Source organism: Spirosoma litoris (assembly GCF_054776755.1).
In genome coordinates this window covers 207,619-230,482 of sequence record NZ_BAAHBI010000042.1, presented here as the reverse complement: position 1 = coordinate 230,482, position 22,864 = coordinate 207,619, and the positions used below count along the sequence as shown (strand labels likewise).

At 45.7% G+C, this 22,864-nt stretch carries 25 protein-coding genes; 14 read left to right on the top strand and 11 right to left on the bottom strand.

What is annotated here, in order from left to right; all coding sequences use genetic code 11:
• Positions 1–5 precede the first annotated feature (5 nt).
• The 8 genes from ACYVGR_RS26000 to ACYVGR_RS25965 all read right to left on the bottom strand — a co-directional run bounded on the left by ACYVGR_RS26000 (position 6) and on the right by ACYVGR_RS25965 (position 6,772).
• Positions 6–2,000, bottom strand: a complete 1,995-nt coding sequence (locus ACYVGR_RS26000) for a M1 family aminopeptidase (protein ID WP_460962290.1) — start codon at positions 1,998–2,000, stop codon at positions 6–8.
• A 43-nt stretch (positions 2,001–2,043) separates the two neighbouring features.
• Positions 2,044–2,712, bottom strand: a complete 669-nt coding sequence (locus tag ACYVGR_RS25995; RefSeq protein WP_460962288.1) for a DUF4230 domain-containing protein — start codon at positions 2,710–2,712, stop codon at positions 2,044–2,046.
• 8 nt (positions 2,713–2,720) lie between these two features.
• A complete protein-coding gene (locus tag ACYVGR_RS25990) occupies positions 2,721–2,939 on the bottom strand; it encodes a hypothetical protein (RefSeq protein WP_460962286.1) in 219 nt (72 codons plus the stop codon).
• Complete coding sequence (locus tag ACYVGR_RS25985) at positions 2,936–3,427, bottom strand: DUF6932 family protein (RefSeq protein WP_460962284.1); 492 nt, start codon at positions 3,425–3,427, stop codon at positions 2,936–2,938. Before ACYVGR_RS25985 ends, ACYVGR_RS25990 begins: the two co-directional genes overlap by 4 nt.
• Before the next feature lie 62 nt (positions 3,428–3,489).
• Complete coding sequence (gene rny, locus ACYVGR_RS25980; RefSeq protein WP_460962282.1) at positions 3,490–5,094, bottom strand: ribonuclease Y; 1,605 nt, start codon at positions 5,092–5,094, stop codon at positions 3,490–3,492.
• A 158-nt stretch (positions 5,095–5,252) separates the two neighbouring features.
• The gene (locus ACYVGR_RS25975) at positions 5,253–5,540 is read right to left on the bottom strand and encodes a cell division protein ZapA (protein ID WP_182460775.1); all 288 of its coding nucleotides are present in this window, start codon (positions 5,538–5,540) and stop codon (positions 5,253–5,255) included.
• A gap of 48 nt (positions 5,541–5,588) precedes the next feature.
• Positions 5,589–5,759, bottom strand: coding sequence for a hypothetical protein (locus tag ACYVGR_RS25970; protein ID WP_460962279.1), 171 nt, complete (start codon positions 5,757–5,759; stop codon positions 5,589–5,591).
• A 368-nt stretch (positions 5,760–6,127) separates the two neighbouring features.
• On the bottom strand, positions 6,128–6,772 hold the full coding sequence (locus ACYVGR_RS25965; RefSeq protein ID WP_460962277.1) for a DUF1684 domain-containing protein: 645 nt from the start codon (positions 6,770–6,772) through the stop codon (positions 6,128–6,130).
• Positions 6,773–7,075: 303 nt separating this feature from the next.
• Between ACYVGR_RS25965 and ACYVGR_RS25960 the strand changes: the two genes are divergently transcribed.
• The 8 genes from ACYVGR_RS25960 to ACYVGR_RS25925 all read left to right on the top strand — a co-directional run bounded on the left by ACYVGR_RS25960 (position 7,076) and on the right by ACYVGR_RS25925 (position 14,218).
• Positions 7,076–7,483 carry a sugar 3,4-ketoisomerase gene (locus ACYVGR_RS25960; RefSeq protein ID WP_460962275.1) on the top strand — a complete coding sequence of 136 codons (408 nt, stop codon included), beginning with the start codon at positions 7,076–7,078 and terminating at the stop codon, positions 7,481–7,483.
• Positions 7,480–8,601: a DegT/DnrJ/EryC1/StrS family aminotransferase gene (locus ACYVGR_RS25955; RefSeq protein WP_460962273.1), complete on the top strand. Its 1,122-nt coding sequence runs from the start codon at positions 7,480–7,482 to the stop codon at positions 8,599–8,601. The genes ACYVGR_RS25960 and ACYVGR_RS25955 overlap by 4 nt, the downstream gene beginning before the upstream one ends.
• An 81-nt stretch (positions 8,602–8,682) precedes the next feature.
• Positions 8,683–9,642, top strand: coding sequence for a glycosyltransferase family 2 protein (locus tag ACYVGR_RS25950; RefSeq protein ID WP_460962271.1), 960 nt, complete (start codon positions 8,683–8,685; stop codon positions 9,640–9,642).
• Positions 9,639–10,418, top strand: coding sequence for a class I SAM-dependent DNA methyltransferase (locus ACYVGR_RS25945; protein WP_460962269.1), 780 nt, complete (start codon positions 9,639–9,641; stop codon positions 10,416–10,418). The genes ACYVGR_RS25950 and ACYVGR_RS25945 overlap by 4 nt, the downstream gene beginning before the upstream one ends.
• Before the next feature lie 58 nt (positions 10,419–10,476).
• The gene (locus tag ACYVGR_RS25940) at positions 10,477–11,070 is read left to right on the top strand and encodes a riboflavin synthase (protein ID WP_460962267.1); all 594 of its coding nucleotides are present in this window, start codon (positions 10,477–10,479) and stop codon (positions 11,068–11,070) included.
• Between the two features lie 64 nt (positions 11,071–11,134).
• Positions 11,135–11,911, top strand: a complete 777-nt coding sequence (locus ACYVGR_RS25935; protein ID WP_182460782.1) for a PASTA domain-containing protein — start codon at positions 11,135–11,137, stop codon at positions 11,909–11,911.
• Positions 11,912–11,934: 23 nt separating this feature from the next.
• The gene (locus ACYVGR_RS25930; protein WP_460962265.1) at positions 11,935–13,854 is read left to right on the top strand and encodes a T9SS type A sorting domain-containing protein; all 1,920 of its coding nucleotides are present in this window, start codon (positions 11,935–11,937) and stop codon (positions 13,852–13,854) included.
• Positions 13,855–13,924: 70 nt separating this feature from the next.
• Positions 13,925–14,218: a rhodanese-like domain-containing protein gene (locus ACYVGR_RS25925; RefSeq protein WP_460962263.1), complete on the top strand. Its 294-nt coding sequence runs from the start codon at positions 13,925–13,927 to the stop codon at positions 14,216–14,218.
• Between the two features lie 61 nt (positions 14,219–14,279).
• Here ACYVGR_RS25925 and miaA read toward each other — a convergent pair whose 3' ends face one another.
• Positions 14,280–15,164, bottom strand: a complete 885-nt coding sequence (gene miaA / locus ACYVGR_RS25920) for a tRNA (adenosine(37)-N6)-dimethylallyltransferase MiaA (protein WP_460962261.1) — start codon at positions 15,162–15,164, stop codon at positions 14,280–14,282.
• A gap of 506 nt (positions 15,165–15,670) precedes the next feature.
• On the opposite strand from miaA, the gene ACYVGR_RS25915 reads away from it, so the two are divergent.
• Entirely contained in the window at positions 15,671–16,009 is a 339-nt protein-coding gene (locus ACYVGR_RS25915; protein ID WP_182460786.1) for a winged helix-turn-helix transcriptional regulator, read from the top strand.
• Positions 16,010–16,068: 59 nt separating this feature from the next.
• Positions 16,069–16,704, top strand: coding sequence for a PliI family lysozyme inhibitor of I-type lysozyme (locus tag ACYVGR_RS25910; protein ID WP_460962258.1), 636 nt, complete (start codon positions 16,069–16,071; stop codon positions 16,702–16,704).
• 70 nt (positions 16,705–16,774) lie between these two features.
• Here ACYVGR_RS25910 and ACYVGR_RS25905 read toward each other — a convergent pair whose 3' ends face one another.
• Together ACYVGR_RS25905 and ACYVGR_RS25900 are read right to left on the bottom strand one after the other, a co-directional pair.
• A complete protein-coding gene (locus tag ACYVGR_RS25905) occupies positions 16,775–17,572 on the bottom strand; it encodes an outer membrane beta-barrel protein (RefSeq protein ID WP_460962256.1) in 798 nt (265 codons plus the stop codon).
• Between the two features lie 8 nt (positions 17,573–17,580).
• Positions 17,581–18,927, bottom strand: coding sequence for an SGNH/GDSL hydrolase family protein (locus ACYVGR_RS25900; RefSeq protein ID WP_460962254.1), 1,347 nt, complete (start codon positions 18,925–18,927; stop codon positions 17,581–17,583).
• Between the two features lie 215 nt (positions 18,928–19,142).
• Here ACYVGR_RS25900 and lysM point away from each other — a divergent pair, with 215 nt between their 5' ends.
• The 4 genes from lysM to ACYVGR_RS25880 all read left to right on the top strand — a co-directional run bounded on the left by lysM (position 19,143) and on the right by ACYVGR_RS25880 (position 22,860).
• Positions 19,143–19,610 carry a peptidoglycan-binding protein LysM gene (gene lysM, locus ACYVGR_RS25895; RefSeq protein WP_460962252.1) on the top strand — a complete coding sequence of 156 codons (468 nt, stop codon included), beginning with the start codon at positions 19,143–19,145 and terminating at the stop codon, positions 19,608–19,610.
• A gap of 150 nt (positions 19,611–19,760) precedes the next feature.
• A complete protein-coding gene (locus ACYVGR_RS25890; protein WP_460962250.1) occupies positions 19,761–20,672 on the top strand; it encodes a DUF937 domain-containing protein in 912 nt (303 codons plus the stop codon).
• Positions 20,673–20,814: 142 nt separating this feature from the next.
• Positions 20,815–21,699: a S1 family peptidase gene (locus ACYVGR_RS25885; RefSeq protein WP_460962248.1), complete on the top strand. Its 885-nt coding sequence runs from the start codon at positions 20,815–20,817 to the stop codon at positions 21,697–21,699.
• Positions 21,700–21,774: 75 nt separating this feature from the next.
• Positions 21,775–22,860, top strand: coding sequence for a M20 family metallo-hydrolase (locus tag ACYVGR_RS25880; protein WP_460962246.1), 1,086 nt, complete (start codon positions 21,775–21,777; stop codon positions 22,858–22,860).
• Positions 22,861–22,864: the final 4 nt, after the last annotated feature.

Sequence of the window (22,864 nt, the reverse complement as noted above, 5' to 3'; positions counted from 1 at the left end):
AGGCGCTAGCGAACCAAAACTACCCGGCTTTGTGCTCCAGCAGGTGTTTCGACGGTTACTGTATACCGGCCAGGCGCTAATCCACGCAGGCTTAAGGTTCGGCTATAATCGCCAGGAGCCAGGTTAAGCTCATTGATTACCTTGACTTGCTGGCCGAGCAGATTTGCTAAGGATAACGTGACTGATCCTCGTTCGGACTGCGTAAAATCAACGACCAGCGTTTCGGTGGTTGGATTAGGATAAACACGCAACCCCATTGAGGCAGGCTCTGTTGTTGCCGTCACAATGGAGTTTGTCGTTGATTCGATAGTTTTTAAAATCCAGTTGTTTGGGTCAATAACTACGTTCGTGACTACTCCTTTGCCGGATATTGTAAATGTTTGGTCGGCCTGATCATTGAAGACAGTCACCGTTGTATCACCCGCAGCCGACTGAACCAGCATTTGAACGGGCATCGTAAACGAAGCCGGATTGCTAGATTTTGTGTTGCTTTGTTGTAAGCGCACCGTAACGGATTTGCCTCCGCCAGTAATGGTTGCCTTGTAAGTCGGATAGCCTTCGCCGTAAATCCATTGTTTAAAGAAATACGCTAGATCTTTGCCGGAGACTTGTTGAGCAACCGCCTGAAAATCTTCTGTAACGGCGGTATTGTAAGCCAATGCGGGTGTAGCGGCATACGTTCGTAACGTGCGATAAAAGGTACTATCGCCCACTATACCTCGAAGCATGTGTAACACGACTGCCCCTTTTGCATAAGTCCTATTACTATTGAAAATATTATTCACGTTACTGATGTCCTGGACATAAATACTACCGGTTGCCAGGCGGGCCGCTGACATAAACGAATTCATATAGGATTGATACCCGGCCGGGCCATTGGTAGACTCTGTATATACGGCTTCGCCATACGAAGCAAAACCTTCATTAAGCCAGATATTCTGCCAGTCACGGCAGGTGATTTTATCGCCAAACCATTGGTGAGCAAGCTCATGGGCAATCACGGTAGGAATGAGCGATCGGATTTCCATCGATGTAATGGTTTGATGTTCCATTCCTCCGTTTCCATAGGCAAATTGAGCGTGGCCATATTTCTCCCGCAGAAATGGATAAGGCCCAAATCGGTTGGTAAGCAGTTGGAGCATACTGGGTGTCAGCGCGAGATTTGTCTGCACACTGGCCAGATTTTCGGGATAGATATAGTGCGTAACAGGCATTGTCTGACTCCCATACGTAAAAGGCGTGTCGTATTGCGCATAGTTTGACACCGCTATCGAAATCAGGTATTGGGCAATTGGGTAGCTGTTTTTCCAAAAGTAAGTTTTGGTACCGTCAGCGTTGCTTGTCGTACTAACCAATTTGCCATTGGAAACGGAGACGAACTGCGCTGGAGCAGTAATACGTACAGAGGAGGAGTCAGCTTTATCGGCAGGGGTATCTCGGCAGGGAAACCAATCAGGAGCGCCATAAGGCTCACTTAAACTCCAGATAACAGGATCACTAGTTGTCTCGTGTTTGTCAAATTTGAAACTTCCCTGAGCACTGCTATTTGGAACACCTTGATAAAATACTGTTATCGTCAATGCTTGTCCAGTCGCGAGCGGTTGAGAAGGCGTAATGGTTAACTTATTTTGAGCGTGCTGAAACGTCAGTTTCTGGTTACCCACTTTTACGGAATCAACTCGCAGCCCTTCACCCGTTGTGGCAGTGGTTGAATTTAGGTCCAGGAAAAAACTGTTCAGTGTAGCTACTGTGCTCTTCAGGGTTATGGTTGCAGCACCTCGCAGACTGGCAGGAGAAGTGGTTAGGCGAAGATCGAGACCATAATATGTAACGTCGATAGACGCATCACCGGGGTAAGCGAGTCTTGCTTTAGGGTTGGATGCTAGCTGGCCGAAATAGCGTATTTTCCCAGCCTGGCAGAATTGCCAACCCTGCGTATCGAACTGGGCAAAAGAGATCAGCGGCAAAAAAAATAGAAGGCAGAAGGATATGTTTTTCATGAAGTTGTGTCCGTATTGACTTAACCACTAAAGCCGCAGTTGGTTAAGCGTCTTCATCATCTTCTTCGGGGCTTAGGAAGGCTGGCAATTTAGGTGTATCCTCTGTTTTTGCTTTTAAGGCTTCCAGCTTTTTCTGATCGGCTTCGGGTAACTGAAGTTGCCAGCCCATCGAACTGGCCAGTTGATACATCATGTACTGAATCTGATTGTTGGCAATTTTAGGCAGGTCGCTCTGCATGGCCCGATCGTTCATGGCCTGTTTGGCTTCTTCTAAAATTTGCGTGTAATCAGCTCCGCTAAAGTGGTTGAGAATACCGGCCTGAATATCGTAGAATTTGTAATCGGTATCGATGGATAGAATTTCGGGTTGGGGAAAGGCTTCGATAATCAATTTCTTTTCACCGTTATCAGGTGCCCGAAATCGTACCTTGGCAAAATCGAACCCTACTAATACTTTCGACTTGGCGATGACCATCGCTTTTTTAGGGTCGTTCAGGAGATACAATATCTTTTTCTGATCCTGATAATTGTAAATTTCCGAGAAATAGCCTTCAGCCATAACGACCTTAAACACTTTTTCGATGCGTTCCAACAAGAGAACAGAATCCCGCTGCACTTCGGTCGTGCCCGTATTTTTGCGCAATGCATTGGCCAGAGCAACACCGCCACCTGCTCCAACGAGTAATAGTAAAATGATGGTTAAGAAATCCATGTAGATGGTTAGTGCATCACTGCTTGTACAGTGACTGATTTGGGCGCTTTACTAATCAAATCAGCCAACTGCTGGACATAATCTTTTTTTAGATGCTCGTATTGTCGAACTCCTAGGCTATCATTGGACTGCCTGGAGCGGTCAATTGCATTGTCGACATCGCTCATCAACCGAAGAAGATGCTCAAAGGCTTTCATATAGTTTTGTGTCAGTTCCTGTTCGTTCATTGTATTTGAATCGTTAGAAAGCCTTTCGAGTGTTGTACAAAGGTATCGTCCGGTTTAGTCAATGAGTAACGCGTCATCCATTGCTCTCTGTCTTGCTTTGTTTTATGGGCGAAATCTGGGTGATTTTCAGGGTATACAATCACAAAATAAGCATCAAGGCCCTCTCGTTCCCACTTGTCAGACCATAAATTATCCAATACATGGTGGTGAAGATTATAAAGCTGATACGGAATAAAGCTGACCAGATCAATGTCTTTCGGATTTTGCTTCAGGGTTACAAAACTCCCATTTATCCACTGAACAAAGTCTTGGCCAATTTCGCTTCGTAGCAATTTATTATATTTTAGCCATTCATTAAAAAGTTGCGGCCGGGTATTCGAACTAGAAAATGGCGCCACAAATCTCTCATAGAAAATAGACGTAGTGACTTCTATTGCTTCGTTGGGAGTTAGTAGGCCGTTGTCAGTGAAACTCAGTACTGTTTCCATAAATGCACAAGAAGGTGCCTAATTTTGGCACCTTCTTGACATGAAAAACCATACAAAGTAACTTACTTCGCGTAAGCCACAGCCCGCATTTCCCGAATAACGGTTACTTTAATTTGACCCGGATACTGCATTTCTTTCTCGATTTTCTGTGAGATTTCGTACGAAAGAACTCCGGCGCGTTCGTCAGAAACGTGATCGGCATCTACCATAATCCGCAGTTCACGACCAGCCTGAATAGCGTAACACTTGGTCACGCCGGGGAAGTTGCCCGCCAATTCTTCAAGTTCTTTCAGGCGCTTGATATACGACTCCATCATTTCGCGACGGGCACCCGGACGCGAGCCAGATACAGCATCGCAAACCTGAACGATCGGCGAAATCATACTGGTCATCTCAATTTCGTCGTGGTGAGCACCAATGGCGTTAATGACTTCAGGATTCTCCTTATATTTTTTGGCCAATTCCATACCCAGAATAGCGTGGGGGAGTTCGGCTTCTTCGGGCCATACTTTGCCGATATCGTGGAGCAAGCCTGCGCGTTTGGCTAATTTCGCATTTAGCCCTAACTCCGCAGCCATAGTGGCGCAAAGCTTGGCTACTTCGCGCGAGTGCTGAAGCAGATTCTGACCGTAACTCGATCGGAAACGCATCCGGCCTACCATTTTAATCAGTTCGGGATGGAGTCCGTGTATACCAAGGTCAATAACCGTGCGCTCACCAATCTCCACAATTTCATCTTCGATGTTCTTGCGAGTCTTGGCTACAATCTCTTCAATTCGGGCGGGGTGTATGCGACCATCCTGTACCAGACGGTGTAACGATAGACGGGCAATTTCACGTCGGACAGGGTCAAAACCCGAAATAATGATGGCTTCAGGCGTATCATCAACAATGATTTCGACACCCGTGGCTGCTTCTAAAGCGCGAATATTACGGCCTTCGCGCCCAATTACTTTACCTTTAACATCATCTGATTCGATGTTAAAAACCGACACACAGTTTTCAATAGCATGTTCGGTAGCAGTGCGCTGAATGGTTTCGATGACGACCTTCTTGGCCTCCTTGGTGGCGGTCAATTTGGCTTCTTCAACGATATTTTTAATGTAAGAAGAGGCACGGGTTTCAGCCTCAGCCTTGAGGGTGTCAATTAGTTGCTCTCTGGCCTGATCGGCTGAAAGGCCAGCAATTTTTTCGAGTTGAGCCACCTGGTCGGCCAGCATCCGTTCGGCTTCCTGCTGTCGACGATCAACGTCTTCACGACGCTTATTAAGGGCCTCTATTTGCTGTGAAAGGCTATTTTTCTGCTGACCCAGCTCGTTGCGTTGCTGATTTAATTCACCTTCACGATTGCGTTGCTGATCGGCCTGTTGAGCGAGCTGTTGTTCCCGTTGTTTGAGCTTACTCTCGTTTTGTAAAAGTAGATTTCGCTTCTGATTAGTTGTTTCTTCAAACTCTGTTTTCAGCTTCAGATATTTCTCTTTAGCCTCCAGCATTCGTTCTTTCTTAATCGTTTCGGCCTGTAATTCAGCATTTTTTAAAATGGATGCTGCTTTCTCTTCCGCTTCTTTTTCGTGCTTTCCACGAACCGTTGCCATCATCTGACGGCCAATCACTATACCAATACCACCCCCTACGAGGGTAGCAAGAATTGTTAACCAAATGTCCATCGGACTATATCGTTAGGGTTGAACAAATAAACCATCAACCTGCTGCGATACGAGTACCGAATTAGTAATGAATAATTTATAATGTAGAATGTAAAATGGTTTTTGTGTGAAAACTGACCTTATTAACGTTCATTGTACATTACTCATTATTCATTGGATCAACCCGTAATGACCGGCGTGACGACCTGGTCTAATTGAGTTATTTTGTCAAACACCATTTGTTGTAATCGCTGCATCTGTCGTTCTCCTCTGAGCTTGGTAACCAAGCAGTCGAAGGCTATCATTGCCAGAGCTTCCTGCGTTTCAGCAAAGCCCTTTTCCCGGTATTGTTTCAGTTCCTCCTGAATCAGCTTGGCGGCTTCGCGCACAACGGCTTCTGCTTCCGGCTCTACATACAATTTGTAGACACGGTCGGCAATTTTTACGCGAATTGGCAGTTCTTCCATCGCTGCAGTCGGCTCAGATGGGGATTACTCCCCGGAGCCAATTTGGGTTTATGACAAACTACTCAAATGAGCAATGTACCGTTCTATTTCCCGGATATACTCGTCGAGTTGTTGTTTTAATTCAGCATTCGTATCTATATCAGACAAGTTGTCTTGTACAATTATACCACTATCTTTTGAATTTGGTGTATTTTTTTCCTGAATAGGTGGTTTTTTCATAGCTTGTTTAGCACTCTTTGCTCCAATCCAAAGCTTGCCGGAAGAACCGTATTTTCTCTTTTAAGTAGCCTTACAGGCTTATTTATGGCGATGTAACTAGCTGTAAGAAAGTTGAATGCCTGCGTGAGTTACTCTGCTTTGGTAATGTTATTTTACCTTACAGGCACAAGTTTACCAAGTGAATTAGACTGGAGCAGGTTTGTGTTTATTCTTTTATTTTTTGGCATCTCATGCCCGTTATTGTATTACTAATTGACGTTCTGTTGACAAATGCAGCTTAGATGGCTGCATTCGAAATACTTAGCTGGATTGTCTTCGAGCTTTACTTTATCGTGGCCTTTCCTGAATAGAAGGCTCTGCTTCTTGTGCTATTCATGCGCCACATATTTTTCTCCTGATTTAATGGCAATGGGGAGCGTGTTTTCGGCAGGAGGTAGGGGGCAGGAGTACTCTGGGTTATAAGCGCAATAGGGATTATAAGCCGAGTTGAAATCCAAAATAGCCCGATTCGCGCTCATTTGGTTTGGGTTTAACTCCAGATAACGACCACCCCCATAGGTCTCTTTGTCAGAAGTAGCATCCCGAAACAGAATCGAATAGGTATTCTCGAGTTTTACGATTAGTAACCTACAGGTTTCGCCATTCAAGCTAAAGACAGCATGGGCGAATTTGTCGTAAACCTCTTCTTTTCCATCACTCATATGAACCACCAATTTCTGCGTTTTATCGGCGAAGGGTTCTAACCGGGCTATGACCCGATAGGTTGGATCTGGAGCGTAATAGCGCAGCCCCGTAAAGGCTGCTTTGTCTTTAATTGGTGATTCGCCATCGGTACGAAAGAACTGGTCTTTCTTGGTACGTTCAGCATCAATTTGCTGGCGGTATGTCTCGGGCTTAATGGACTCATCTAACCCATCGGCAGAAGTAATACTTCCCCCATCAAAAAAACTATAGTATAGCGCAATGAGAACAACCAGAAAGAGCCCTGTAAGGAAAAACTTATTTTTTAACATAATCTCTGGAAATAAATGACTAGTAACCGATTAGTAAATGGAAGTATAGTATATATACCGCAGCGTTTTAAGAAACAAACATTTTTTGTGAAGTAATTTCCCTCATTCCATAGCGAAAAAATAATTTTAATAATAAAGAATTCATAATCTTTTTGTACTAAATAGAGAATAAAGGTGAACTCTTAGTTGAAATTCTCTCATGTGTAGATTGTAGCGCTTTTAGGTACTTATACTTATGGTAGTTTTTAATATATTTATGATCGTCAACTAAACATTCGAGTTTTACCGTATCTTACTCAGTGAATGGCACAACTTCACGAATTAAAAACATTTACATCCGGAAACGGTAATCTGACCGTTTTTGAAGGCATTATTCCAGGTACTATTCAGCGTGTATTTTACATTTACGCAGCCGGCAAAGCGGCTCGTGCGGGCCATCGGCACATAAAGTCCTGGAATGCCCTGATCTGTTTAAGTGGCAGTTGCCGGGTATACAACCATAATGGGCGCGAAGAAACAACATTTGAGTTAACAAACCCACGTCAGTGTCTGGTTCTGGAACCCGAAGATTGGCATATTATGGATGAGTTTTCGCCTGATGCCATCCTGCTAGTGGTTTCGAATGAGCTATACGATAAAGACGATTACATCTACGAGCCTTATCCGAATAGTAGGCAGATCGACAAAGCGATTATGGCCGATTCGCAATGATTCCTTTTTTGGATCTTACGCATGTAAATAAACCTCATCAGTTGGCTATTCAAGCAGCTGCTGAGCGAGTTATAGCCTCGGGTTGGTATATTCTAGGGCGTGAAGTCGAGGCATTTGAACGCCAGTTTGCCGATTACTGCCAAACAAAACATTGCATTGGTGTTGCCAACGGGCTCGATGCGCTGACATTGGTGCTGAAAGCGTGGGACTTTCCGGCGGGTAGCGAAGTAATCGTCGCATCAAATGCGTATATCGCGTCGGTACTTAGTATTACGCATGCCGGACTGACGCCTGTATTTGTAGAGCCCGACCCATATACTTACCTACTCGATCCGGTCAAAATTGAACAAGTCATAACTGAAAAGACGAAGGCTATTCTGCCAGTTCATTTATACGGACGTTGTTGTGACATGGGGTCAATCAATTCACTGGCGAAACAGTATAAACTCAAGGTGCTCGAAGATGCGGCCCAGGCGCATGGGGCTACTTATGCTGGTAAGCGGGCGGGTGATCTTGGCGATGCTGCTGGCTGGAGTTTTTACCCAAGTAAAAACTTAGGAGCTTTAGGCGATGCCGGGGCTATTACCACGAACGATGATGCATTGGCCGATCGGCTTCGAGCCTGGCGAAACTATGGCTCTTCACAGAAATACATCACCGATTATAGAGGCCATAATAGTCGATTAGATGAGCTACAGGCTGCCATACTTTCGGCGAAACTACCATATCTCGAACGTGAAAATTCCCGTAGGCGAACCATAGCCAGATATTACTTGGAGGGTATTCGAAACACCGACATACGGCTACCTCCAGCCGATCAGCTCGATCAGGATGTCTGGCATTTATTTGTAATTCGACACCCCCAGCGTGACGATTTACGAACCTACCTGCGTGATCGGGGTATTGGTACAGATGTCCATTACCCGATTCCTCCGCATTATCAGAAAGCTTATGAATCGTATGCGCACTTAGTGCTCCCAATTTCCGAGCAACTGCATAAGGAGGTCCTCAGTTTACCGCTCAATCCTTCATTGACTGACACTGAGGTGAATTATATTATTGATGCGATTAATGAATTTAATAAAGAGATCTTAATGAGCGAAAGAGTGCAAGAGTGAAAGAGCGTTTGGTTGATGTAGCCATTTTACTCTTTTGCTCTTGCACTCCGCCCCGGCGGCCCGGTTTCGCTCTTTCACCATATGAACCTGTCTGTTGTCATTCCCGTCTATAACAGTGAGCGAACGATTGGTCCGTTGGTTGATCGATTGCAGACGTGTTTGGCTGGGCAAGTGTTTGAAATTGTACTCGTCAATGATGGCAGTGCCGACGGTTCAGAGATGCTTTGCCAACAACTGGAGGCCAGGTTTACAAACGTTAAGTTCGTGTCGCTCCGTCGAAATTTTGGGGAGTTTAATGCCGTTTTGTGTGGCCTCAACCATACGCATGGCCAATATGTCGTTATCATCGACGATGATTTTCAAAATCCACCCGAAGCGATCCTGACGCTTGTGGAATATGCCGAAACGAATGGGCACGACGTAGTTTATAGTCGCTATGCGCAAAAGCAGCATCACTGGTTCCGAAATCTGGGAAGTTGGTTGGTTAACACGTTAACCACTTATTCGATTGGTAAACCCCGAAACCTGTATTTATCAAGTTTTAAGTTGATTCGGCGTGAGGTGGTTGCGGAAATTGTTCGTTATCGCGGACCATACCCCTACATTGACGGCCTTATTTTTCGGGTGACGCGTAACGTTGGCAGCGTTGAGGTACCGCATAATGCCCGTGTTGAAGGACGCTCAAGCTATACTTTTCGAAAATTAGTTGGCTTAACCCTGAATGTATTTATTGGGTATTCTCTATGGCCAATTCGCGTGTTTACGGTGGTTGGCCTAGTTCTGTTTGGTTTGGGTTTACTTGTGGGTCTGGCCTTGTTAATAGGTTGGCTAGTCAGTGCATTCGTCATACCAGGCTGGAGTATTGTACTATGGGCCATTGTCACTGGCCTGGGTTTGCAACTGCTTTTTCTGGGCGTATTGGGCGAATATCTTGGCAAATTATTCATGGCTTATAGTGGGTTGCCGCCGTATGTAGAAAAAAAGCAAGCTGTGGCAACGCCCTCTGCCCCGACCCCTTTGACCCCATCTCCTAAACTATGATTGGCCGTTCAGAAGAATATGCGAAAATGTTCGAGCTGGAAGGCCAATTGTGGTGGTACCGAAACCTTCACGAGCGTGTTGTCGCAGCTCTTGAGCGTCAGTTTGGTGATCGCCGGGATATTCAAATTCTGGATGCAGGCTGTGGCACAGGTGGGATGCTCGATTTCTTACGTCGGCGGGGCTACACACAGCTTCGTGGCATTGATGGATCGACAGATGCGGTGGCGTTTTGCAACGAGCGTGGCTTCTCGGTTACGTTTTTGGATTTGACGACACTTGCCAGCTTTGAGCCTGAAATTCAATACGACGCCGTTATCTGCAACGATGTATTTTGCTACTTTACCGAATCCGAGTTGCCACCGCTTTTGTCGGCGGTAGCCCGCCGGTTAAAATCTGAAGGTATTTTGGTGAGCAATAATAATGCGTTTTCTGTATTTGAGGGGCAGCACGATATTGCTGTTGGCATACTACGACGGTTTGTTCTGGCCGATTTTGAGCAGCTAATGCCGCCAGCCGGATTAAAAATACAACAGGCAACGTATTGGAGCTTTGTGTTATCGCCCATGATTTTGCTTATGCGCAGCTGGCAACGACTGCAACTGCGACTCGGCTGGCAAAAGCCCGAAAATGCCCAGTCGGATGTGTACTTGCCTAGCCCCTGGCTTAACGAAACGCTGTATCAAATTGTCCAAACCGAACAAAAATTCCTGAGCCGAACCCCATTTGGTAGTTCGCTGTTTATGGTAGTCAGTAGTCAGCACCCATCTGTCAAGTAAAACCGACAGCCGACGACTATCGACTAATTACCGCGCGGGCGACCCCGTATCGACTTCTATGTTTACTGGTATTGTTGAAACAACTGGCCGTGTATCGGCAATTGAAGCAGAAGGTACAAACCTGACTTTTCGTATTGAATCGTCGATGGCTTCTGAGTTAAAAATTGATCAAAGCGTAAGCCATAATGGCGTTTGTCTGACGGTAACGAGTGTGAGCGACGGAAGTTATACCGTTACAGCGGTTGACGAGACTCTTAAAAAAACCAATTTAGGAAAGATTAAAACGGGCGATCGGGTCAATCTGGAACGATGTATGCCAGCTAATGGCCGTTTTGACGGACACATTGTACAAGGGCACGTCGACCAGACCGGAATTTGTACAAATATTCAGGATTTAAATGGTAGCTGGCTATTCGACTTTCGGTATGAACCCGACACAGCGGGCAATGTAACCGTCGAAAAAGGGTCCATTTGTATTAATGGCGTTAGTTTAACCGTTTTTAACTCGCAAACTGATCAGTTTCGGGTAACTATCATTCCATACACCCATGAGCATACCACATTTAGTGATCTCAAGGTCGGTGATGTGGTTAATCTGGAATTCGATATTATCGGGAAGTACATTAAAAAAATGCTTGGCGGCTATCAATAACCAGTTTAGGATTCTTTTCTTTGTACTATTCAGCTTACCCTATCACTAATTCACGAACTCCCGAATGACTAAAATCAGCACCCGCTCCTTTTCTGACCTGCTGATTAACGTTGGCATTATTGCGGCCCTGATGGCTGTTTTATTTCTGGCCTTCTTCTTTGTGTATCTGCCTTTTACGACCAACCACGGGCAAACGATCACCGTGCCGGATGTTACAAAACTGAGCTTCGATGAGATGCAAAACCTTCTGGAAGATCGCGACCTTCGGTACGAAGTCAGTGACTGCACGTTTGTGGCGGGAGCACAGCCGCTGACGGTCATTCAGCAGTATCCACGGGCTAACGCCAAGGTGAAAGAAGGCCGTAAAATCTATGTGACACTCGTAAAACGGGTAGCGCCTATGGTGGCAATGCCACAGCTAGAGAGCCTGACCTTTCGTAGCGCAGAACTGAATTTACAATCGTTGGGATTAGCGATAGGCGAACGAATCTATGTGCCCGATGTCGCCAAAAATGCGGTGCTTCGGCAATTGTACAACGGTAAACAAATTGCCCCCGGAACCCCCGTTCCGAAAGGAGCTAAGATTGATCTTGAAATTGGTGATGGGCTCGGAAGTACGATGTTTGAGATTCCAAACGTTGTAGGATTACCCCTCGACGAAGCGGAAGCGGCTATTCGTGGTTCTAATTTGAAAGTTGGCACGAAAATTTCCGTTGATGATCCAGAGAAGGAAGTTGGAACCGTTGTGAAACAGCGACCCGAAGCCCGATCCGGCGAACGTATCCGCGTTGGCGAAACAATGGATTTGTGGATCGTGGGGCCAATTGAGCCAGACCAATAAAAAACTTTCGGCACGAATGCCCAATGGGAATTGCTTTACTTAATCAATCGCACACAGGAATTGTTCAACGGCTTTTGCGTAGCTTTTTGCTGATTATCTGTACTTTACAGACGTTATTAGCAAGTGCGCAAACATCATTGCAACTACCATTTTTTGATGATTTTGCCACCCAGGCAGCTCGAGCTGGTTCTGAAGTGCCCGATCCTGCGCGCTGGGTACCGGGTAAGGGTGTGTACATCAATAATACAATGGCGATCGATCAGCCTACCATTAATGTGGCAACATTTGATGGGCTTAAGGATAATGGACAGCCTTATGTTAGTAACGATCCGCTGAACCAGGGATATACCGACACACTTCAATCGAAACCCATTAATCTGGCCGGCTTATCGGCAGCGAGTGGTGTATATCTCACTTTTTATTGGCAGGCCAAAGGGCTCGGGGAGTTACCCGATCCTGGCGATACACTGTCTACACCACAGGGAAGCCCTCCAATTCTTCTACCCGGCGATTCCCTTTTACTCCAGTTTAAGGATGTAAACGGTGTCTGGAAAACGGTATGGGGAAAAGTGGGTGGCAATGCCGATAGCACGTTTAACTGGGCGTCTGTTCAAATTACGGATGCTGCTTATTTCTATGATGGCTTCACGTTTCAGTTCAGCTCGTTTGGCCGACGCTCCGGCCCATTCGATACCTGGAATGTTGACTATGTTTACCTGGATAAAAACAGGAATCCTAGTAGCCCCTTTTTTAAATCAATGATCGATGTGGCCACTCAAAAGCTACTTACCCCGCTTTTGAAACGCTATACGGCTATGCCGATGTCGCAGTATAAAGTAAACGGCGCTAGCGCAAGGGAACTTGCCGATACGGTTCGATTTGTAATCAGAAACTTGATCGATGCACCTAACCCAATTTCGTCTCGCTTCAGAGTCCGTGATGAAATATCGGGGAGTATATTACAGGATACCGTAACAGTTCCTATATCCGTTCTTGGTTTGCAGCAGAGAAATGTACACCCGTACTTCAAGAATAAAGTTGATATTACAAAAGAAAAAGCGGTGTTACGCTACGAGCTAGATCTGGAAACGAGTGATGACCAGAATGTAATTTTTCAGCGTGACCCCAAGACGCTTCTGCGGAATGATACGATCTCAGCCGTAGCGGCCCTCGACAATTACTACGCCTACGATGATGGCGCCTGGGAGTATGCGCAGCAAATCAGGCAGCGAGAACAGATTGCCGTGCGTTTTATTCTGAACAAGCCTGATACCGTTGGGAGCGTTCGGGCGTGTATTGTCCCGTTTACGACGAATCAGAATGGCCAACCTTTTGTGCTTACGGTATATGCGAATCAGAATGGTAAGCCAGGTATTGCCCTGTACCAACAGTCGTTTTCGATGCAGTATCCTACCACGCGTAATGGATTCGTAGATTATAAATTTACCCGGGGTGTTATTGTAAAGGATACGTTTTATGTTGGTTATCAGCAAATTAGTAGTAGCGATACCACGCTTTTGCGGCTAGGATTTGATAAGAATAGCCCGTTTGGTGAAAATATTTTCTACAACGGTGGAACAAACTGGGAGCAGAATCTACAGAAAGCCGCTTCGGGGGCTACCGCTTCTTCCTTACAAGTGCAGGGCGCCTTTATGCTCAGGCCCGTAATGGGTGGGAAGCTGGCTGTTGTAACGGCTACCGAACCGGAAGCTGCGGTTCCCCTTCGAACGTATCCGAATCCAACAACGGGCATTATTCAGTGGGACGACCCGCGTCTGACTCGCATAGAAGTGCTAAATACTATGGGCAGGCTGGTGCATGTACTTGAACCAGAACGCGGGCAGCAAACGTTAGACTTGAGTTATCTGCCCGATGGCCTGTATTTAATTCGGCTTTTTGCCAAACAGCAGACAACCGTGCAAAAGTTAATCATTCAACATTAAACCCGTCAATCGTCGTTAATTATCAACCTTTACTAGCCAACGACTAACAACTATTGACTACCAATTAATCATGGACATTACCGTACAGGAATTAAAAGAACGACTCGAAAAAGGAGAGAAGTTAAATCTGTTTGACGTTCGCGAACCCGACGAATACGAAGACGACAACATTGGCGCAACGCTTATTCCGTTGGGCGATTTGCCGTATCGCTTAGATGAACTTGACGGTCTGCAGGACGAAGAAGTAATTGTGCATTGCCGGTCAGGGAAACGAAGTGGTATGGCACAACAGATTCTGGAACAGAATGGCTTTAACAATGTCCGCAATGTAATTGGTGGAATGCTGGCCTACCGGGCACAGTAAGATTATAATGTATGATGTAGGATATATGATCTATCTCTCTCAACATATCATATATCCTACATCATACATAGCTAAGAATCCTCTCTTTATCACTAGGGCTAACCCATTGGTAATTTCCCTGATTACGGAACCAGGTTAGCTGCCGTTTGGCATAGCGTCGAGAGTTACGTTTTAGCAGGCGAACCATCTCCTCGTAATCATATTGGCCGTCCAGATACGGGAAAACTTCCTGATAGCCAACGGTCTGAAGCGCCGGTAAATGGCGATAAGGTACAAGGGAGGCTACTTCATCGAGCAGCCCTGCCGCAAGCATAGCGTCCATTCGGGCATCAATTCGGGTATACAACTCTTCACGTGGCCGCTCAAGAGCAATTAGTACGGATCGAAAAGGTCGTTCGGTAGGTTGTTGCCGACGGAATGACGAATAAGGCTGCCCAGTTGTTAGGCAAACTTCAAGTGCCCGTGTCACGCGAATTGGATTCTGTAAATCTGCCGTTTGGGCATATACGGGGTCGAGTTCTCGTAATTCTTCCTGTAGTACAGCTAATCCTTCCTGTTGTAGTCGATTGAATAAATGTTCGCGAAGGACGGGTTCGACAGACGGAATATCATCAAGGCCAAAGCAAACCGCATTGATATACAGGCCTGTACCTCCCGATAAAATAACGACGTCTGTTCCCTGAAATAATTCGTTTAGCAAAGCAAGGCATTCGCGTTCGTACCGTCCGGCATTAACCGGATCGACAATTGAATGCGAATTGACGAAATGATGGCGTACTCCGTCCATCTCTTCGAGAGTGGGTTTAGCGGTACCAATGCTGAGCTCACGATAGAGTTGTCTGGAGTCAGCCGAAACTACATCGGTCTGAAGAGTTTTAGCCAATTGAACACATAAAGCGGTTTTACCAACAGCCGTAGGGCCAGCTATAACAAGCAGTGTTTTCAAACGTTGTCCAGATTAGAAATCCGACAAAATTACATTATCTCTGGTTGCCTTCGAAAGCGCGGCCCACTCCCTCATTTTTTTAGAAAAAAAATCCATTTAGTATTCTCATTCGTTAATAGCTATACGTGAGAATATTGTTAGGCAACTTGTGTCAGCGGATATGAGCTAAACGACTACTTCCAGGCCTCTTTTTATCGGTTGGTTAGATGATAAAACTTAGGGGCTAAAACGATAGTATCATCTGGGTGAGGAACCGATATCTTTATCGATTGTAACTCACGCTTGCTAAGCGTTAAGTAGTGCCGGATTAACCTATTTCGGTTTGAATTTTTCGCTTGGTTATCCAGATTGATTAGCAGATAGTTACACAAACTATTTCTATTTGTATCGTTACTAAAAACAGTTTGTGTTATAGATTAATTACAAATATCTATATTTGCTCATATTGTTGCAAGTGCCTTTTAATCAATGCTTTACCTACCAAAAGGTTAGTGAAAAAACCTCTCATGAATAAACAGTTGACTACTCAAAAAAACATTGATGCTACCCAATTAGCGCTCAAAAAAACCTTAGATATTATTTGCGGAAAATGGCGATTGTATATCATTTATCAATTAGGTACAGAAGCTCGCCGATATGGTGAATTACGACGAATGATTCCTGATGTGAGTGAAAAAGTTTTGATTCAGGAACTGAAAGCATTGGTTAGTCTGGGCGTGATTGAAAAGAAGGCGTTTAATGAAGTACCTCCTCGTGTTGAATATAGCCTGACCGCAAAAGGCCAAAAAGTTTTACCAACACTGTTGGACCTGACATCAATAGGTGAAACTTTTCTAGAGCCTTAGTTAAATCAACTTTTTTCGACTTCGTGTCGTTGATGATAAACACACGGCAATTGGAGTCAATGAATAGTAAGCTATGTTGTTTTTTAGTGATCGTCCTGGGACTGACCCAATTGGCTGGTAAACACCTGGCTGTGGACAATCAGCAACATACTGATAAGACGGTAGTTACAATTCAACAAGCACATCCCTTATTGTCTGGCAATTCTGGTCATTGGGCTCCTTCCTATACGAAGACATTACGATTCAATGTATACAATTTCAACGTAACTGCGGCCGATAGCGGGCGTGTGCGCGATGTGATTGTGAAAGCGTATAGGGGGGAGTTGCTCTTAACGAACTTTCGTGTTCGGGTTGATGGCGCTGTTGTTGGGGCTGAAGTCGCAGACTTAGACAATAATCGGTTTCCTGAGCTGTATGTGTATAGTACCAGTGATGGCAGTGGCTCATTTGGGCGTGTTTATGCCTGGCAATTCCTACCCGAACGAAAAGCGGATATTATTGTACCGAACTGGCGTGCGGCATCAGTTGAGGGCTATATGGGGCACGATAGCCTATGGGTTGAACGAGATATTCTTTGTCGAAAATACCCCATTTATCAATCGGGCGATGCAAACGCAGAACCCTCTGGCGGTTATAAAATGGTTCGCTATCGACTTAAGCCTGTCAATACAAGCTTCGCACTCGTAGCTGAATAAAAAATGTATTCGTGGGCTTCAGCCCGTGTATAAGTTGGATTTATACAAGGGCTGAAGTACATGAGTATCACTAAAACACTTTAAACCCGAGCGAGAGGGTTGCAATGCCCAGGAACCCCTTGATGCCCGTGTCTTTATATACGCCACCAACGGGAGCGGCATAGCGTAGGTCGACATCTAAGAAAGGGACAGGCGTATAACCTACACCGACTTCTAATGCGTACGTAAAATCTTTCACTTCTAAATTCTGCGCTTCGTATTTGTTGAGCAGGTTTGTTGTGCCCGTACTGGCCGGAATATCCGTTTTGGGGAAAGATACGCTTGAGTTGGCGTTAATGGCGCCCGAAGTAGTTCGGGTGGCGGTAGCTTTCTGCACAAAAATAAAGTTTGGCCCAGCATAGCCTCGGAGTTTCCCGCCCATCCAGCGTTTCCCGATCAGCACGGGAACATCAACCGCCTGCAATACCGACTCCGATACAACATTCAGAGTTGCATTGAGTATGCCTGGTTGAACAGTGATGGGGAGCGCATTGGCTAAAGTAGAGCTAGCGTTTACATCGATGGTAAGAGCGCCTACCTGTTTCAGCACGAATCGATTGTACGTGACTTCAGCCTGAATAAAAAAGCTGCTGAAGTTTTTCCGTGCCCACAAGCCACCTGAATAGCCATAGCCGATACCATTATTTTTATTTTCCAGGTTAGGAACTTGAATGCTCCCCACCGTTTGGCCAGGAATGGTTGTGTAGCCGTGGGTAAACGTGGCTCCGCCTTTGATGCCAAATTCAATAGATCGAACGGTATTCTGAGCAAAGGCTGCCGACGCACTCAACAGAAGTAGCGTGGCCAATAAAAGTTGACGTAGTTTCATGAGTGAGTTTATTGTTGCAACAGTACACGACGATAGTTGGCTGGATTAACCTGTGGAACTGTCGAGCCGTATTTTGTATTGATTCCTTTAATGATTTCGTTGGCCATAAGTGCATACCCGGCAGGGGTTAAGTGAATGCCATCGAGACTAAATACGCCCCCCTGAATAAAGCTGGAACTGTAACTGACGCCGTTTTGGGTAAAACCGGTTGCTGCCTGACTTAACACCGTGTTTGGATCAACATAGGCAGCACCTTTAGCGTCTGCCTGAGCTTTCATGATACCATTGTAGGCAGTAATCGCCGTATTCAGCGCCGTTACTTCATCAGCATCCAGTACATACTGGGTAGGTAATGGATTGGTAGCGCTAAGACCATAAGGGCCAGTTTTTGTTCCAACGGCTGTACTGCCAATTTTAGCGTATTCCAGAGCGTTTGGAATCATCAGCAAATCGCCAGTCTTCGTCGCGCGAACACCCTGGGCTGTTTGGATCACTAAAGCTGTAATCGCTGGCGAAGGATTATTAAGAACTAAGTTGATTTGTGCTACGGCCAAAGGCACCGTTATCGTCGAAAAATATGGCGTTATGATAATGTTGGGAATACCCATAACAACGCCTTTGCGACCACCTTCGGCTAATTTGTTCATTGCAGCGGTGAAGTTTGTGGTGAACAGGTCAGCAGGCGTAAGGGGTGTAACACCACCACTTGTTGCATAACCAAGCGCATCATTGTTCCCTAACCAGCAGGAGTAGAACGTAGCTCCACTCAGGTTATCGCTCATATACTGGAAGTAGGTAGTTGCTGGATTCGCTACTAGTCGTTCGAAGTATTGATTCCCTTGTGTGGAGCCGTAACCAACTGTCAGTATATCCGATACCCGAATACCCGGAACCCCCAAATTCTGATTCGCATCCGTGAATTTGGTTAGTAATGGAGAACCGCCTGCTGTATTTCCCCCTCGTGCGGCACCGGGTGCTACCTGCGCAATAGACGTGATCAGGGTGGTTGGATCAGACAAAGAGGGCACGCGAATAAGTTTCAGATAACCAGAACCGGCGGCCTGAGCTTCGGTAAAGAGCGGTTGCACAAAACTGCCTCCACCAACAGTTGTAAACTGACCTGCCAGAATGCTGGGGTACGAATTAAGCTGGCTGTCGCGATAAAGACCGCCATCGGCATAGCCAGCTGTTAATGAGTTACCCACGGCCACATACTTTGTGAAATCGGCACTGCCTTTGGTTGGGGTCGGGGTTACAACACCGGCATTCGGATCAATGTCATTATTCGTGCAGGCAGTTAGCCCAACCACCGTGGTCAGCACTAACCCCCACCGAAACCTATTCTTGACTTTCATTAGTGTATATAGGTTGGTTGAAAGAAAGATAAAATTGTAAAAAAAGAACGCAAAAGTAGTGGCTTTCTGTTACCCCATGCCCATTTAATCGTCAAATCGTTACCAGAAGGCGAGAGGCTCTTAAACAAACCTTAAACCCAATCTGTTGTTTGTCAAGAATGAGTTGGCGTTATTGCCGACCATTATACATGTTTCATTAAAACTATACTAAGCCAATGGGTCTATTATCATTTTTTAAGGGAGTAGGCGAAAAGATTTTTCACAAAGACGAGGTGGTTCCACAACCAGCAGAAGCTGAAAAAGTTGAACCCGTTCGCGCTCAGGCTCTGCTTGATCACGTAAAGCAGCTGGGACTTGCTTACAATAGCTTGACGGTTAAAACAAAAGGAGATACCGTTACCATAACAGGTTCTGTAAAAACGCAGGAAGATGCTGAGAAGATCGCGCTGGCCGTTGGTAACGTTGAAGGCGTATCGGCTGTTGATAACCAACTGGTTGTTGATGCACCAGCCCCAGAAGGTAAATTCTACACAGTAAAATCGGGCGATTCGTTGTCGAAAATCGCTAAAGAAGTATATGGCGATCCGATGAAATATGGCATTATTTTCGAAGCGAATAAGCCAATGCTGAAAGATCCCGATCTGATCTATCCTGATCAGGTATTACGGATTCCTCAATTGTAGAATTATTGAGTGATAAAGTTTTAGGGTTATTGAGTGATAAAGTTTTGGGGTTCAACGTCCGCTTTATTACTCAATAACCCTATTACGTTTATTGGCCATAACATTTAGCTCTATGAACGGTTCTATTGGTCTCAACTCAACGAAGAACTCATGGCCGTTCATTTATTGTCATATCTGAAAGAACAGTTCACCCCAGCCGTAGTCGATCAATTGGGGAGTGAACTAAGCGAATCATCGGCTAGTACGCTTAAAGCGATTAATGGCGTGCTACCAACCCTTTTAGGAGGACTCACACGGCATATTCAGGCCACAGGTGGAAGTTCATCCATCGTTTCGTTTCTGGATAAAGAGGATTATGGAAAAACGCCCCTTGATGTGAGCCAGTCGATTAGTGAACATCTCATTAATTCGAAAACAACAGCTAACAGTCGTGATTTTCTGGATCATATTTTTGACGATAAGCTTCCTCGCGTTATTGAACTCATTGGTATATACAGTGGTACGAAACCGCAATCGGTATACACGATTCTGACTCAGGCAGGCATAATACTAATGGGCGTGTTAGGCCGTCAGGAGCAGGAAAAAGGACTGAGCGCCGAAAATCTGCAAACGCTGCTACTGGGGCAAGCTACCGAATTCAGACAGGCATTACCGAGTGGGCTTGACGGGATTGGGAGCCTTTTAGGTTTTAACGATCTGGTTACCCCTACAGGACCACAAACTGAAGTTCAAGGGACTGATAATCTTAGCGGAACGATTATCAATCCGAACATTCCTAAAAGCACCGAAGGGGAAAGGCGACATGAAAACGTGCGCTGGCTCCGTTGGGCACTCATTGCCATTGCCTTACTAGTCGGTTTTATGTTTGTACAGCAATGCCGAGAAAACCAGAACAGTGTTGATGGAATCAGCACGGACTCAACGGCCCGTGTCGAATCCGATGCGGTTGAAGACACATCGGCAGCCACCAAGGCAAGCATACGGCAAGCGCACGGACAAGTATCGGACTCAACAGTACCCGGTCCGCTTGGTATTCGTGACTCTACGAAGATGAAGCGGTAAGAAATAGGTACCTATCCTGCGTTCATCACTACGCCAAAAAAGTGAGTGAATCTGTCCATAGGTTGGTCGGTAAGTGTGCCAGGATTGGTTAACTTGCCGATCAATTTGCCGCTGTGGCAGTTCGCTAACTTGCTTATCTTTTATGTTTGTTGACGCCATTGAACGCGTTGATTTATTTACCCGACCGCTGCATTCAATTGTCAGACTCTACGGTCATGATGGCATTATACCCGGCACGGCTACTCTTTTTTTTGTGAACCAGGAAGGCTATGCGATCACCTGCAAACACGTTGCGGATTTAGTGGCTGAAGCCGACTCTATTTTTCGACACTATCAGGAGTTTCAGGGGGCACGTCGGAATGTGCTGAAAGAAAAAAATGCCGCTTATTTGGTTAGTCAGCTGGAAACGAAATTTAAACTCAGTGTCGATACGATTATTCGCATACGGAATAATTTTGTTGGCTGCGTTGATCAATTTCAGCAATTGCACATCGAACGCCACCCCACTCAGGATTTAGCCCTGTTACGTTTTGAAGGCTATAATCGATTACTGTATCGATCGCACGCTACGTTTCTGGGCGATACAAGTCGAATCAAACCGGGTCGTAGTTTGTGCCGGTTGGGGTATCCTTTTCCAGAGTTTACGAATTTTCGCTACAACCCATCAGTCGACGATATTGAGTGGAATACATTAGGGCGCACCAATTCCCCTTCTTTTCCCATTGATGGTATTGTAACCCGATTAGTTGGCGATGCAAACAGTGTTACGGGTATTGAAATGAGTACGCCCGGCTTACGTGGCCAAAGTGGTGGCCCTTTATTCGATAGTAACGGTTTGATTTATGGCATGCAGTCGGCTACGAGCCATTTGCACCTTGGTTTCGATATTGAAGATCATGAAGTGCTGGTGAACGGACGAAAACGAAGAGTGTCTAATTACCCGTTTTTAAACGTCGGGAAGTGCGTTCATGTTGACGTTATTAAAGCCTTTTTACGCGAGAAAGGCGTAACGTTTTATGAAGGATAGCAAGCTGCTCTACTAATTATATTACGTAAGACTTTGGGGCGTTGGCTGTATCTTTGCGCGGTCAACGCTTTTTTTATGACTCAACCCGACGCTCAACAGGCAACCCAAATCGCTCTTTCGGCTGATGCTCGTGCGCTGCTCAAACAATTAATAGCGACTCCATCGTTTAGCCGACAGGAAGAGCATACCGCAACATTAATCGAAGCGTTTTTGCGGGAAAAACAAATTCCATTCAATCGACTGAAAAATAACGTCTGGGCGCAGAATTATCACTTCGATCCTGATAAGCCAACTCTGTTACTGAATTCGCATCATGATACGGTTAAGGTAAATCCATCCTGGACACTCGATCCGTTTGAACCACTTGAGCGCGACGATAAGCTGTTTGGGTTGGGAAGTAACGATGCTGGCGGTTGTCTGGTGTCGTTGTTAGCTACTTTCGCTTACTTCTACGATCGGCCTGGCATGCGCTATAACATTGTGATGGCAGCGACCGCCGAAGAGGAAATTTCGGGTCGTGATGGACTGGAATTGTTATTGCCTGAACTTCCGCCGATTAGCTTTGCTATTGTAGGTGAACCCACCGAAATGCAGTTGGCCATCGCCGAAAAGGGGTTACTCGTACTTGATTGCACGGCTCATGGCGTGAGCGGTCATGCGGCACGTAATGAGGGAGATAATGCCATTTATAAAGCAATTCGGGATATAAATTGGCTTACTACCTACCAATTCCCGAAAGTTTCACCAACGCTTGGCCCCATTAAACTATCCGTAACCATTATCAATGCGGGAACGCAGCATAATGTTGTTCCGGATACCTGCACCTTTACAATCGATGTACGCGTAACCGAGCAGTATACCCTCGAAGAGGTTGTTGATACGATCCGGGAAAATATTGAGGCTGAGGTAAAACCTCGCTCAATTCGGCTGAAACCGTCCTCAATTCCAGTCGATCATCCTATTGTGCAGGCCGGGCTTGCATTAGGACGTCATACTTACGGTTCACCAACAACGTCTGATCAGGCCGTGCTAAACTGCCCGTCGCTCAAATGCGGACCGGGCCATTCGGGACGGTCGCATTCGGCTGACGAGTTTATTTATATTCGGGAAATTACAGAAGGAGTAACGGGTTACATCCAGATGCTGGAGCAGGTGATCTGAACAG